Genomic DNA, 13,558 nt, shown 5'->3' on the forward strand with positions numbered 1-13,558 from the left:
CGCTAGTGTAGGTTAGCTCTTTTGCGCCTGGCAAGCGCGTTGCACGTAAGGGTTATGGTTTCCCTGAATCTTCGCGATCCGTTCGTCGCGCTCACACTCCCAGTCGGTAACTGGATACAGCCTGTTCCAGGCATTGAAAAGCTGGGTTTGCTGGCGGGATAGCGTCAGGTTGTACTGGTCGCGCATATAAAAGTAGGTCCGCGCAATCGCACCGCGCGCGCGCGCGGGTGGTTCGGCGATCTTTTCTTTGAAATCGACTTTCATGGCGCACTGCCCATATTGACCTTCGCCGCCGTTCCACTGGCTGTACATGAAGTTACCGCGATCGCCATTCACCTCACCGACGGCGGGTTGCAGGTTATGCATGTCGCTTTCCATTTTGCGATAGACCGGATCTTTGGCGCAGTTTTTCCGTCCACCTTCCTGCCAGCACTGGCGTTGGTGGCCAAACTGCCATGCCGGAACGACGTGTTCCCATTCGATTCGGCTGGCGCGATTCTCGTTCTTTCGCACTTTGTAGCCGCAGGAGTTGAGATCGACGACCCCCTTCTTGCCCTGCCAGTTGATTTTACATCCGCAATAGAAGTCGCCAGGGACATCGGCGTTAATCTTGACGCCTGCGGTCTTTGCCTGTGAGAAACTGTTAATGCCAGCGGCCAACGTCTGGCCCGAAAGGGCTACCGTAAAAAAGGCGGTAGCCAAAAAAAGAGGACGGTACATCATGAACTCCGTATCAAAGCGAGCCCGCAACGTAACGAAAGTTGATGTGTGATGCAATCAGTCAGATCAGGAAAGTTCCTGATAGTTCTGGTTATTTAAGCGGCACTAAGGGTTCGCCGCAGTGGACGCAGCGGTAGGTGGCTTCGCCGCGCACCACGCGATTATGGCGGCGGATGGTCAGTTGATGCTCCTGACACTGGCAGCGGTATGGGAAAGTGTTGCGGCGTATCGATTGCAGTTCGAACTGATGCGTGCGGCGTGCGGGGACACCGAGCACGCTTTCCATCATCCACTTCCACTCTTTACCGTGCGGCGCAACCCGACCAAATCGCTTCCACACCAGTAAATGCGCCAGTTCGTGCGGCACCACTTCGTTGATAAACGCTTCGACGTTTTCCATCAGCAGCACCGGATTTAGGCGAATTTCGTAACTTTCCAGCCAGGCGGTGCCGGCAGAGGTGCCACGTTGTTGATACACCAACGTGGGTTCGGGATAGCTGCAGCCGAGCTTCAGGTTAGCCTGAGCGAGGTTATCGCGCAGACTACGCATGACGGCTTGCTGGACAGCAATAGGGAGACGGGCGGTTTTCATAACGGCAGAGAATAGTGCGACAGGGATGGGACTGCAAGAGGAAGGCGTCCTCCCGTGTGGGAGGACGCAAAGGGCAGATTAATCGTGTGCGCCGATTTCGCGCAGTTTACGACCTTTCATCAGGTTACGTTCAATGTGCTCCAGCGAGACGTGTTTGGTTTCCGGCACCAGCCACAGCGTCAACAGGATAAACAGCACATTCAGACCAGCGTAAACCCAGAAGGTATTCGCATTACCGAGGTTTTGCAGCATGGTCAGGAACGTCGCGCCGACGATCATGTTGGCAATCCAGTTGGTTGCCGTCGAGCAGGTGATACCAAAATCACGGCCCTTCAGCGGCTGGATTTCAGAACACAGCACCCAAATCAGCGGACCGGCGCTCATCGCAAAACCAATGATGAACATCAGCAGCATCGCGATAGCGAAGTACTGCGCGGACGGGGAGTGGATGCCAACATGCATCATCGTTCCGAGGATCCCCATTCCGGCCGCCATCACCAGGAATCCCAGCGTCAGTGTCGGTTTACGACCCCAGCGGTCAACCAGACCGATAGCGATAAAGGTGGCCAGCACGTTGGTCAGACCGACAATCACGGTGCCCCACATCTGCTCTGAGGTGTTGGTGTAACCCGCCATTTCAAAGATTTTTGGCGCGTAGTACATGATGACATTCATCCCGGTGAACTGCTGCATCACCTGCAACAGCACGCCGAGGAACACTGCGCGACGGAAGTTGCTGTTCTCTTTGAACAACGCCCAACCGCTCTGTTTCACCTGTAGGCTTTCGCGGATTTCATCCAGCTCGCGTTTGGCTTCTGCGCTGGTATCACGCAGGCGTAGCAATACGCGTTCAGCATCGACAAAGCGCCGTTTTGCTGCAAACCAGCGCGGGCTGTCCGGCAGGAAGAAGACGCCGATCAGCAACAGAATCGCCGGGATGATAATCACGCCCAGCATCCAGCGCCATGCGCCGCTGTAGCTGAAGGCGGTATCCGACAGATAGGCGCCGAGGATCCCGATGGTGATCATCAACTGGTACATAGAGATCATGCTGCCGCGAATTTTTTCCGGCGCGATCTCAGACAGGTACAGCGGGGCGGTGTAAGACGCCACGCCAACGGCCAGACCCAGCAGGACGCGGGACAGGATCAGCACTTCAACGTTCGGCGCTGCCGCGGAGAACAGCGAACCGGCGACAAACAGGATCGCGCCGATCATCAGGCTTTTCTTGCGCCCGAGTTTGAAAGAGAGCCAGCCGCTGCCGACCGCACCGACTGCTGCACCGAACATCATAGAGCTGACGACCCACTCCTGAGTATGTGCGGAGATCTGAAATTCATCGGTGATAAACGGTAATGCGCCAGCAATAACGCCGATATCCAGGCCAAAAAGTAATCCTGCCAGGGCTGCAAGGAAGCAGACAAAAAATGTCATCGCCTTATTGGAACGCCCCTGTTTTTTATTGTCAGGCATTATGCCCTCCGTTTGGGTTATCAGTTTTGTTGATAATTAGGGTAGGTGAGTACACCGCAAAAATATGTGATTGTTATCACGTAAGTGTAATCGGTTACACTACCCGTTTATCGTCATTTACATTAATAAGTTGAAAATTATAGATTAATTAAACTGAGGTGTATCACGTTTGCGTAGATTTAAGACTTAGCTGAAATAAAATGTAACAGCAGAGAAAGCCAGAACATGCAAAGTGATTATTCTGAAACGAGTACTTTCACCCCATGGTGTAAGCGGTTTCAATTAATGGCGTGCGGAGGAATTTCTGGCGGGGCGTAAAGAAAAAAGGCCAGCGCGAGGCTGGCCTTACGTCATGGATGTCGGTCGCTTACTTCAGACCGGCAGCGTCGCGCAGCAGAGCGGCTTTGTCGGTTTTTTCCCACGGGAAATGTTCGCGACCAAAGTGACCGTACGCAGCGGTCTCTTTGTAGATCGGGTGCAGCAGATCCAGCATCTGAATCAGACCGTACGGACGCAGATCGAAGAACTCGCGAACCAGCAGCGTCAACTGCTCAGCAGACACTTTCTCGGTACCGAAGGTTTCCACCATGATGGAAGTCGGTTCAGCCACGCCGATCGCGTAGGAAACCTGAATTTCACAACGGTCAGCCAGGCCTGCGGCAACGATGTTTTTCGCGACATAACGTCCTGCGTAAGCTGCAGAACGGTCCACTTTCGATGGATCTTTACCGGAGAATGCGCCGCCACCGTGACGCGCCATGCCGCCGTAGGTATCAACGATGATCTTACGACCGGTCAGACCGCAGTCACCCATTGGGCCGCCGATAACAAAACGGCCGGTCGGGTTGATGAAGAATTTGGTGGCAGAGTTCAGCCATTCGGTCGGCAGAACCGGCTTGATGATCTCTTCCATCACCGCTTCTTTCAGCGTCGTCTGATCGATCTCTTCCGCATGCTGGGTGGAGAGCACCACAGCGTCGATGCCGACAATTTTGCCGTCGTCGTACTGGAAGGTCACCTGGCTTTTCGCATCCGGGCGCAGCCACGGCAGGGTACCATTTTTACGCACTTCAGCCTGACGCTGCACCAGACGGTGCGCGTAGGTGATCGGCGCAGGCATCAGCACGTCGGTTTCGTTGGTGGCATAGCCAAACATCAGGCCCTGGTCGCCAGCGCCCTGTTCCAGCGGATCGGCACGGTCAACGCCCTGGTTGATATCCGGAGACTGTTTACCAATGGCGCTCAGGACAGCACACGAGTTGGCATCAAAGCCCATGTCGGAATGCACATAGCCAATCTCGCGCACGGTATTACGTGTGATCTCTTCGATATCGACCCATGCGCTGGTGGTGATTTCACCGCCAACTAAAACCATGCCGGTTTTCACGTAGGTCTCACACGCGACGCGCGCTTTCGGATCCTGTTCCAGGATAGCATCGAGCACGGCATCAGAGATTTGGTCTGCGATTTTGTCAGGATGCCCTTCTGATACGGACTCGGACGTAAAAAGGTGTTTTGCCATGTTTTATTTCACCTAAGGAGAATTTGGTTAGCTCAAACTGTTGTGCGGAAAAGCCAAAGCAGAAGATTCTACCAAGGCCTGCAGGTTAGTGACACTGGCAGTCTGAGTGTTAATCGGTATGGATGGATTAACATCTGGATGGCTATTTTAGGTCACTTCTTCACCCGATTTCCACTGTTTTTTGAATCAGCTCTCACTATGTTGAAAACATGAGGGGAAATTTTTACAAACACTGCTGACAATCTGCGCATTTATGTTTTGCTTTTTCATTCTGTTGTCGGTATAAAACGCGGCGCGCGGCTCATACAAAAAGCACACGACGTTTTCTTCGTGTCGCCACTTCCAGCCGGGTTAAAACGTTAGCTTTGGCTTGTGGGTGCGTTCCTGATGGAGCGACCATGGAGGTGATAAGAGATAATGAACCGTTGTATTTTGCTGAATCTGTCGCACCGTTCTGGTGTGCGTATGTCCTCCACAATTTGCATCTCTGCTTTGCATACCTGCCGATGTTATACCCATCTCGGCGCTTCTCAGGACTCCAGAGCCGGTAACTGGCACTAAGGACTGAACAAGGGCGCTCTTGTGGAAACAAGAGTTTTCTCGTGGTTTCGCCGAACCGTCATACGTAAGTTCGGTTACGTGTTTTACAATGATATGAAAAAGAAACCGGTCGCGCAGGCGGAGTACCAGCACTTTCTGCTGGAAAATCCGACTGTTTATGGGTTGTTATCGCCTCTTCGGATTGCGATAGTAGTCAACTGTTTTACACTTGTTAATAAAATTTGAGGTTCGCTATGTCTGACGACATGTCTTTGGGTTCGCCTTCGTCAGCAGGCGAACAGGGTGTACTACGCTCCATGCAGGAGGTTGCAATGAGCTCCCAGGAAGCCAGCAAGATGCTGCGTACTTACAATATTGCCTGGTGGGGCAATAACTACTATGACGTCAATGAGTTGGGTCACATTAGCGTGTGCCCGGACCCTGACGTCCCCGAAGCGCGCGTCGATCTCGCTAAGCTGGTGAAAGCACGTGAAGCGCAAGGGCAACGCCTGCCGGCGCTGTTTTGCTTCCCGCAGATCCTGCAACACCGCCTGCGCTCTATTAACGCGGCGTTCAAACGCGCGCGTGAGTCGTACGGTTATAACGGTGACTATTTCCTGGTTTACCCCATCAAGGTTAACCAGCATCGTCGCGTCATCGAATCCTTAATCCATTCTGGCGAACCGCTGGGTCTGGAAGCCGGTTCCAAAGCGGAACTGATGGCGGTCCTGGCGCATGCCGGGATGACCCGTTCGGTAATTGTGTGTAACGGCTATAAAGACCGTGAGTACATTCGCCTGGCGCTGATTGGCGAGAAGATGGGCCATAAAGTCTATCTGGTCATCGAGAAGATGTCGGAAATCGCCATTGTGCTGGATGAAGCCGAACGTCTGAACGTCATTCCGCGTTTGGGCGTGCGTGCGCGTCTGGCTTCGCAGGGGTCTGGCAAATGGCAGTCCTCCGGCGGCGAAAAATCCAAATTTGGCCTGGCGGCAACGCAGGTTCTGCAACTGGTGGAAACGCTGCGTGAAGCCGGGCGTCTCGATAGTTTGCAACTGCTGCATTTCCACCTTGGTTCGCAGATGGCGAATATCCGTGATATCGCCACCGGTGTGCGTGAGTCTGCCCGTTTCTATGTTGAGCTGCATAAGCTCGGCGTCAACATTCAGTGCTTCGATGTGGGCGGCGGCTTGGGTGTTGACTACGAAGGAACCCGCTCGCAGTCTGACTGCTCGGTGAACTACGGCCTGAACGAATACGCCAACAACATTATCTGGGCGATTGGCGATGCCTGCGAAGAAAATGGTCTGCCGCATCCGACGGTGATCACCGAGTCCGGTCGTGCGGTGACCGCGCACCACACGGTGCTGGTGTCCAACATCATCGGCGTTGAGCGTAACGAATATACCGTGCCTGTTGCTCCGGCTGACGACGCGCCGCGCGCGCTGCAAAGCATGTGGGAAACCTGGCAGGAGATGCACGAGCCGGGCACCCGTCGCTCGCTGCGCGAATGGCTGCACGACAGCCAGATGGATTTGCACGATATCCACATCGGATACTCCTCCGGCACTTTCAGCCTGCAGGAACGTGCGTGGGCGGAACAGCTTTATCTGAGCATGTGTCACGAAGTGCAGAAACAGCTGGATCCGCAAAACCGCGCGCATCGTCCGATCATTGATGAACTGCAAGAGCGTATGGCGGACAAAATGTACGTCAACTTCTCGCTGTTCCAGTCAATGCCGGATGCGTGGGGGATCGATCAGCTGTTCCCGGTCCTGCCGCTGGAAGGACTGGATCAGGTACCTGAACGTCGTGCGGTTCTGTTGGACATCACTTGTGATTCCGACGGCGCTATCGATCACTACATCGACGGCGATGGCATTGCGACCACCATGCCGATGCCAGAGTACGATCCGGATAACCCGCCGATGCTCGGTTTCTTTATGGTCGGCGCATATCAGGAGATCCTCGGCAACATGCACAACCTGTTTGGCGATACCGAAGCGGTGGACGTGTTTGTCTTCCCGGACGGTAGTGTAGAAGTTGAGCTGTCGGATGAAGGGGATACCGTGGCGGACATGCTGCAATATGTGCAGTTGGATCCGAAAACGCTGCTGACACACTTCCGCGATCAGGTGAAACAAACCGGCCTGGACGATGCGCTGCAGCAGCAGTTCCTCGAAGAGTTCGAAGCGGGTCTGTACGGCTATACGTATCTTGAAGATGAATAATGGCTGATGCCCGGGCGACTTGAACCTGGGCAATTAAGCAGCGATAATTTACTCAATTACTGTGTTTACGAATCAAACCCTTTCTCGTCGGGCCTAACGACGCGGGAGGGTTTTTTTATATTGACGAATATGAGGTTTTTGCCATGAGCACCTTAGGTCATCAGTACGATAACTCCCTGGTTTCTAACGCCTTTGGCTTCCTGCGTCTGCCGCTGAATTTCCAGCCGTATGACAGCGATGCCGACTGGGTGATCACTGGCGTGCCGTTTGACATGGCGACGTCCGGTCGCGCGGGTGGGCGTCACGGCCCGGCGGCGATCCGTCAGGTGTCAACGAATCTGGCGTGGGAACACAACCGCTTCCCGTGGAATTTCGATATGCGTGAGCGCCTGAACGTGGTGGACTGCGGCGATCTGGTTTATGCCTTTGGCGATGCGCGTGAAATGAGTGAAAAACTGCAGGCGCATGCAGAGAAACTGCTGGCTGCCGGTAAGCGTATGCTCTCTTTTGGCGGCGACCACTTTGTGACGCTGCCGCTGCTGCGCGCGCACGCGAAACACTTTGGCAAAATGGCGCTGGTCCATTTCGATGCCCACACCGACACTTATGCGAATGGCTGTGAGTTCGACCATGGCACCATGTTCTACACTGCGCCGAACGAAGGGTTGATCGATCCGAATCACTCCGTGCAGATCGGCATTCGTACAGAATTCGACAAAGACAACGGCTTTACCGTGCTGGACGCCTGCCAGGTGAACGATCGCGGCGTTGATGACATCATCGCTCAGGTGAAACAGATTGTCGGCGACATGCCGGTCTATCTGACCTTTGATATCGACTGCCTGGATCCGGCATTCGCGCCGGGGACCGGTACGCCAGTGATTGGCGGTCTGACTTCCGATCGCGCCATCAAGCTGGTGCGCGGCCTGAAAGATTTGAACATCGTAGGGATGGACGTGGTGGAAGTGGCGCCGGCTTACGATCAGTCAGAAATCACCGCCCTGGCGGCGGCAACGCTGGCGCTGGAGATGCTGTACATTCAGGCAGCGAAGAAAGGCGAGTAACGGGTTTCGGGCTATTTTACTCGCCATTTTGAACCCGGGCAGTGCTCGCCATCCTCACGTACTCCGTGTACGCTCCGGTGGCTGTGCGCTGTCCAGGCTCAAACTGGCTTCGCCAATAACGCCCGATCACCGGACTAAATTTGTAGTTCTGTAGGCCGGATAAGGCGCTTACGCCATCATCCGGCACGCTTGAATGTTACTTAATCCCGTCTGCTTTCATACGATCGCGAATATGTTGCGCACGTTCTGCGGAGGCCGGGTGATCGTCAAACATTGAGCTTTGACGACCTTCTTCCAGTTTCGCCAGTTTTTCGAAGCTGGTGGCAAGACCCGCCGGGCTGATACCGCGTTTGCGCAACAAATCGTACGAGTAGTCGTCCGCTTCCGCTTCCTGACGCTGGGAGAACTGCGAGTTCACCAGTTTTTCCCCCAGATCGCCGAGCTGTGATTGCGACAGGCTGCCGACGATCCCACCCGCTGAGGCTGCGGCTGCACGAACGGCGTTAGTGCCCAGCGCCACCTGCATACCTTTCTTCACGTGGCCGAGCGCAACGTGACCCATTTCATGGCCAATCACTGCTTCGACTTCGTTGTCCGTCATCATGTCCATCAGGCCGCTATAGACACGAATACAGCCGTTCGCCATCGCGAAGGCATTCACGTCTTTCGCCATGTAGACCTTGTAGTTGACCGCTTGTCCGTTGATGTTATCGCCGAGCGCCGTGGCGATTTTGTTCAGGCGCTTCGCGTACTCGCTGCCGGCTGGCGCGATAGTCGCTTTACCATCCATTTCCGTACAGGCCTGGTTGCTTAATGCGATAACCTGCGTGTCGCTCAGACTGTAGGCTTGAAAAGCCTCGGCCCCTGAGGAGAGCAGTCCATTGGAATTCATATTCTGGCAGCCGGTCAACACCGTCGCCATGCCCATAGCAAGCAGTAACGCGCGAATCTTCATGTTTTTTCTTCCACACGAAATGAGGATTGTTCCAAAAGTGCGCGATTTACAGATGAATCCGCGCTCTCGCTAAGTATAAAGAAAAGAACAACAAGCGGGCGAGCAGATTGCGCAACATGCGAGTGTGATCCGGAGATTTCTGAAGCGGCAAAAGGATGCTCCATGTACATGACACGCGGCTTGGGTTACATTGTTGGCACTTTTTTCCGGCGTAGCCCAAAACGCGCTGTCGTCAAGTCGTTGCGGGTATGGCCTTCATCATCCGATCTGGAGTCAAAATGTCCTCACGTAAAGAGCTTGCCAATGCTATTCGTGCGCTGAGCATGGACGCAGTACAGAAAGCCAAATCCGGTCATCCGGGTGCCCCGATGGGTATGGCTGACATTGCCGAAGTCCTGTGGCGTGATTTCCTGAACCACAACCCGAGCAACCCGTCCTGGGCCGATCGTGACCGTTTCGTACTGTCTAACGGCCACGGCTCCATGTTGATTTACAGCCTGCTGCACCTCACCGGTTACGATCTGCCGATGTCTGAGCTGCAGAACTTCCGTCAGCTGCATTCCAAAACTCCGGGCCACCCGGAAGTGGGTTACACCGCCGGTGTGGAAACCACTACCGGTCCGCTGGGTCAGGGTATTGCGAACGCGGTCGGTATGGCTATCGCTGAAAAAACACTGGCTGCACAGTTTAACCGTCCGGGCCATGACATCGTTGACCACTACACCTATGCGTTCATGGGCGACGGCTGCATGATGGAAGGTATCTCTCACGAGGTATGCTCTCTGGCCGGTACGCTGAAGCTGGGCAAACTGGTCGCGTTCTACGATGACAACGGTATCTCTATCGACGGTCACGTTGAAGGTTGGTTCACTGACGATACCGCTAAACGTTTCGAAGCGTACGGCTGGCACGTCGTACGAGGTGTTGATGGTCACGACGCTGACGCCATCAAACGCGCAGTAGAAGAAGCGCGTGCGGTGACCGACAAACCGTCCCTGCTGATGTGCAAAACCATCATCGGTTTCGGTTCCCCGAACAAAGCGGGTACCCACGACTCCCACGGCGCGCCGCTGGGCGACGCAGAAATCGCACTGACCCGCGAGCAGTTGGGCTGGAAATACGCGCCGTTCGAAATCCCGTCTGAAATCTACGCTCAGTGGGATGCGAAAGAAGCCGGTCAGGCGAAAGAGTCTGCCTGGAACGAGAAATTTGCCGCCTACGCGAAAGCCTTCCCGCAGGAAGCAGCTGAGTTCACCCGTCGTATGAAAGGTGAAATGCCGTCTGATTTCGACGCAAAAGCGAACGAGTTTATTGCTAAGCTGCAGGCTAATCCGGCGAAAATCGCCAGCCGTAAAGCGTCTCAGAATGCGATCGAAGCGTTTGGTCCGTTGCTGCCAGAATTCCTCGGCGGCTCTGCTGACCTGGCGCCGTCTAACCTGACGCTGTGGTCGGGTTCTAAAGCGATCAACGAAGATGCTGCCGGTAACTATATCCATTACGGCGTACGCGAATTCGGTATGACCGCGATTGCCAACGGTATCTCCCTGCACGGTGGTTTCCTGCCGTACACCTCCACCTTCCTGATGTTCGTGGAATATGCCCGTAACGCGGTACGCATGGCTGCGCTGATGAAACAGCGTCAGGTGATGGTTTACACCCACGACTCCATCGGTCTGGGCGAAGATGGCCCGACTCACCAGCCGGTAGAGCAGGTGGCTTCTCTGCGCGTCACGCCGAACATGAGCACCTGGCGTCCGTGTGACCAGGTTGAATCCGCCGTGGCGTGGAAGTACGGCGTTGAGCGTCAGGACGGCCCGACCGCGCTGATCCTCTCCCGTCAGAACCTGGCACAGCAGGAACGTACTGAAGAGCAACTGGCGAACATCGCGCGCGGTGGCTACGTATTGAAAGATTGTGCAGGCCAGCCTGAGCTTATCTTCATCGCGACCGGTTCTGAAGTTGAGCTGGCGGTTGCCGCATGGGACAAACTGACCGCAGAAGGCGTGAAAGCGCGCGTGGTCTCCATGCCGTCTACTGACGCGTTCGACAAGCAGGATGCGGCTTACCGTGAATCCGTACTGCCGAAAGCGGTTACCGCTCGCGTGGCAGTGGAAGCCGGTATCGCTGACTACTGGTTCAAGTACGTGGGTCTGAACGGCGCGATCGTCGGGATGACCACCTTCGGTGAATCTGCTCCGGCAGAGCTGCTGTTCGAAGAGTTCGGCTTCACCGTCGACAACGTTGTCGCGAAAGCAAAAGCACTGCTGTAATCATCATTACAACAGTCTCTAACGGGTCGCTTCGGCGGCCCGTTATCATCTGGAACGGTATTTATTTTTACTCAGGCAAGGGGTTATTGTCGATCCGCTTCACAAAACTGACATTTTGTGTATTACCAAAATTGTAATGTGAGTCACATAATTGCTCTTGCTATTTTTATTTCTATTTGTAATTGGTTGTTTTTTAATGATTTAAATTATTCCCCCTTTTCCCTGTCTCTGTTTTACCCTCGATTGCTTTCATTTTGCCGCACGCGTATTTTGTTTTTAGCGAGACGCTGTACCCTAAAAATAAAATAAGGACAATTTATGCGGTTGATTGATTATTTTCCTGAAGCTTCTATTTCAATAAAAGCGGTGGCAAAGAACTGGCAGGAAGCTATTGATTTTTCCATGGCATCGTTGCTGGCAAATCATTATGTGAATGCCAATTATATCCAGGCTATAAAAGATTCGACGATCAACAATGGTCCTTATTATATTCTGGCTCCCGGTGTGGCGATGCCTCATGCTCGTCCGGAATGCGGCGCGCTAAAAACAGGCATGTCATTAACGCTACTTAAACAGGAAGTACAATTTGCCGACGATGACGAACCCGTAAAATTACTTATTGGGTTATCAGCGGCAAATGCCGATTCACATATCGGCGCTATCCAGGCTTTAAGCGAACTATTATGTGAAGAGGAAAACCTCGCAGCATTATTTGCTGCTAAATCAGAAAAACAGCTGGCGGATATTATCGCCCGCGCATAATCATTTTCTCCTCGACAGGATATTATCATGGAACACAAGTCTGCTCGTGCAAAGGTCCAGGCTTTTGGGGGATTTTTGACTGCAATGGTCATCCCTAATATCGGTGCTTTTATTGCCTGGGGTTTTATTACTGCATTATTTATTCCGACAGGGTGGATGCCCAATGAGCATTTCGCCAAAATAGTCGGTCCGATGATTACCTATTTATTACCCGTTATGATTGGCTCCACCGGTGGACATCTGGTGGGTGGGAAGCGCGGGGCGGTGATGGGGGGGATCGGTACCATCGGCGTGATTATTGGCGCAGATATCCCGATGTTCCTCGGTTCCATGATTATGGGGCCACTGGGTGGTCTGGTGATTAAATACATTGACCGACTGCTGGACCAGCGTATTCCCGCAGGCTTTGAGATGGTGATTAATAACTTCTCATTAGGCATTGCCGGAATGATGTTGTGCCTGCTGGGGTTTGAAGTCATTGGCCCGGCGGTCCTCATTGCCAATAACTTTGTGAAAGAGTGTATTGAATCACTGGTACATGCAGGTTATCTACCGCTGCTTTCACTAATTAATGAACCCGCGAAAATCCTCTTTCTGAATAATGCCATCGATCAGGGGGTCTATTATCCGCTGGGAATGCAGCAAGCCTCGGAGACAGGAAAATCCATCTTTTTCATGGTGGCCTCAAACCCTGGCCCCGGTTTAGGTTTACTGCTGGCGTTTACCTTCTTTGGTAAAGGGATGGCGAAGAAATCTGCACCCGGCGCCATGATTATCCATTTTCTGGGCGGCATTCACGAACTCTACTTCCCGTACGTGCTGATGAAGCCACTGACCCTGGTGGGCATGATTGCCGGGGGAATGAGCGGAACATGGGTGTTTAACCTGTTAGGCGGTGGCCTGGTTGCGGGTCCGAGCCCAGGGTCGATTTTCGCTTACCTGGCATTGACGCCAAAAGGCTCTTTCCTTGCCACGATTGCGGGCGTCACGGCGGGAACCGTAGTGACTTTTATCATCACCTCATTGATCCTGAAAATGGAAAGAAATGGTCTGGCCGAGAGTGAAGAGACGTTCAGTGATTCCGCCAAAGCTGTTAAAGCCATGAAGCAGGAAGGCAGTTTTTCATATCGCCATGTCAAACGTATCGCCTTTGTGTGTGATGCGGGAATGGGGTCCAGTGCGATGGGGGCAACGACGTTTCGTAAGCGCCTGGAAAAAGCCGGGTTGTCTATCGATGTCAAACATTACGCCATCGAAAATGTCCCTGACGATGCCGATATTATCGTGACGCACGCCAGTCTTGAGGGCCGCGTTAAACGAGTCAGTCATAAGCCTCTGGTGTTGATTAAAAATTATATTGGCGACCCGCTGCTTGACGATTTATTTAATCACTTAACGTCGAATTAGCATTTCTGGTTCCTGGAGTTAA

12 protein-coding genes are annotated in these 13,558 nt (G+C 53.5%); 7 read left to right on the forward strand and 5 right to left on the reverse strand.

The annotated features are described in order from the left end of the window. Positions 1-12: 12 nt before the first annotated feature. From endA to metK, 4 genes are all read right to left on the reverse strand, one after another. A complete protein-coding gene (gene endA, locus AOY24_RS07295) occupies positions 13-720 on the reverse strand; it encodes a deoxyribonuclease I (RefSeq protein WP_054176418.1) in 708 nt (235 codons plus the stop codon). 91 nt (positions 721-811) lie between these two features. Beyond that, positions 812-1,312: a SprT family zinc-dependent metalloprotease gene (locus AOY24_RS07300; protein ID WP_042998053.1), complete on the reverse strand. Its 501-nt coding sequence runs from the start codon at positions 1,310-1,312 to the stop codon at positions 812-814. 78 nt (positions 1,313-1,390) lie between these two features. Continuing rightward, the gene (gene galP / locus AOY24_RS07305) at positions 1,391-2,785 is read right to left on the reverse strand and encodes a galactose/proton symporter (protein WP_042324088.1); all 1,395 of its coding nucleotides are present in this window, start codon (positions 2,783-2,785) and stop codon (positions 1,391-1,393) included. Positions 2,786-3,152: 367 nt separating this feature from the next. Beyond that, entirely contained in the window at positions 3,153-4,307 is a 1,155-nt protein-coding gene (gene metK, locus AOY24_RS07310; protein ID WP_042998052.1) for a methionine adenosyltransferase, read from the reverse strand. A gap of 417 nt (positions 4,308-4,724) precedes the next feature. Between metK and AOY24_RS25575 the strand changes: the two genes are divergently transcribed. The 4 genes from AOY24_RS25575 (at position 4,725) to speB (ending at position 8,142) form a co-directional block, all read left to right on the forward strand. Beyond that, a complete protein-coding gene (locus AOY24_RS25575; protein ID WP_269460499.1) occupies positions 4,725-4,868 on the forward strand; it encodes a hypothetical protein in 144 nt (47 codons plus the stop codon). 93 nt (positions 4,869-4,961) lie between these two features. After that, entirely contained in the window at positions 4,962-5,093 is a 132-nt protein-coding gene (gene yqgB / locus AOY24_RS23635) for an acid stress response protein YqgB (RefSeq protein ID WP_043001726.1), read from the forward strand. Positions 5,094-5,101: 8 nt separating this feature from the next. Next, positions 5,102-7,078, forward strand: a complete 1,977-nt coding sequence (speA, locus tag AOY24_RS07315; protein WP_042998051.1) for a biosynthetic arginine decarboxylase — start codon at positions 5,102-5,104, stop codon at positions 7,076-7,078. A gap of 143 nt (positions 7,079-7,221) precedes the next feature. Then, entirely contained in the window at positions 7,222-8,142 is a 921-nt protein-coding gene (gene speB / locus AOY24_RS07320) for an agmatinase (protein WP_042998050.1), read from the forward strand. A gap of 196 nt (positions 8,143-8,338) precedes the next feature. Here the strand turns inward: speB and AOY24_RS07325 are convergent, their stop codons facing one another. Beyond that, positions 8,339-9,097, reverse strand: coding sequence for a M48 family metallopeptidase (locus AOY24_RS07325; protein ID WP_042998049.1), 759 nt, complete (start codon positions 9,095-9,097; stop codon positions 8,339-8,341). Between the two features lie 278 nt (positions 9,098-9,375). On the opposite strand from AOY24_RS07325, the gene tkt reads away from it, so the two are divergent. The 3 genes from tkt to AOY24_RS07340 all read left to right on the forward strand — a co-directional run bounded on the left by tkt (position 9,376) and on the right by AOY24_RS07340 (position 13,536). Further along, positions 9,376-11,367, forward strand: coding sequence for a transketolase (tkt, locus tag AOY24_RS07330; protein ID WP_042998048.1), 1,992 nt, complete (start codon positions 9,376-9,378; stop codon positions 11,365-11,367). 318 nt (positions 11,368-11,685) lie between these two features. Then, complete coding sequence (gene cmtB, locus AOY24_RS07335; RefSeq protein ID WP_042998047.1) at positions 11,686-12,129, forward strand: PTS mannitol transporter subunit IIA; 444 nt, start codon at positions 11,686-11,688, stop codon at positions 12,127-12,129. A 27-nt stretch (positions 12,130-12,156) separates the two neighbouring features. After that, positions 12,157-13,536 carry a PTS mannitol transporter subunit IICB gene (locus AOY24_RS07340; protein WP_042998046.1) on the forward strand — a complete coding sequence of 460 codons (1,380 nt, stop codon included), beginning with the start codon at positions 12,157-12,159 and terminating at the stop codon, positions 13,534-13,536. Positions 13,537-13,558: the final 22 nt, after the last annotated feature.

Origin of the sequence: Citrobacter sp. CtB7.12 (assembly GCF_001297795.1) — a bacterium.
Lineage (GTDB): Bacteria > Pseudomonadota > Gammaproteobacteria > Enterobacterales > Enterobacteriaceae > Citrobacter_A > Citrobacter_A amalonaticus.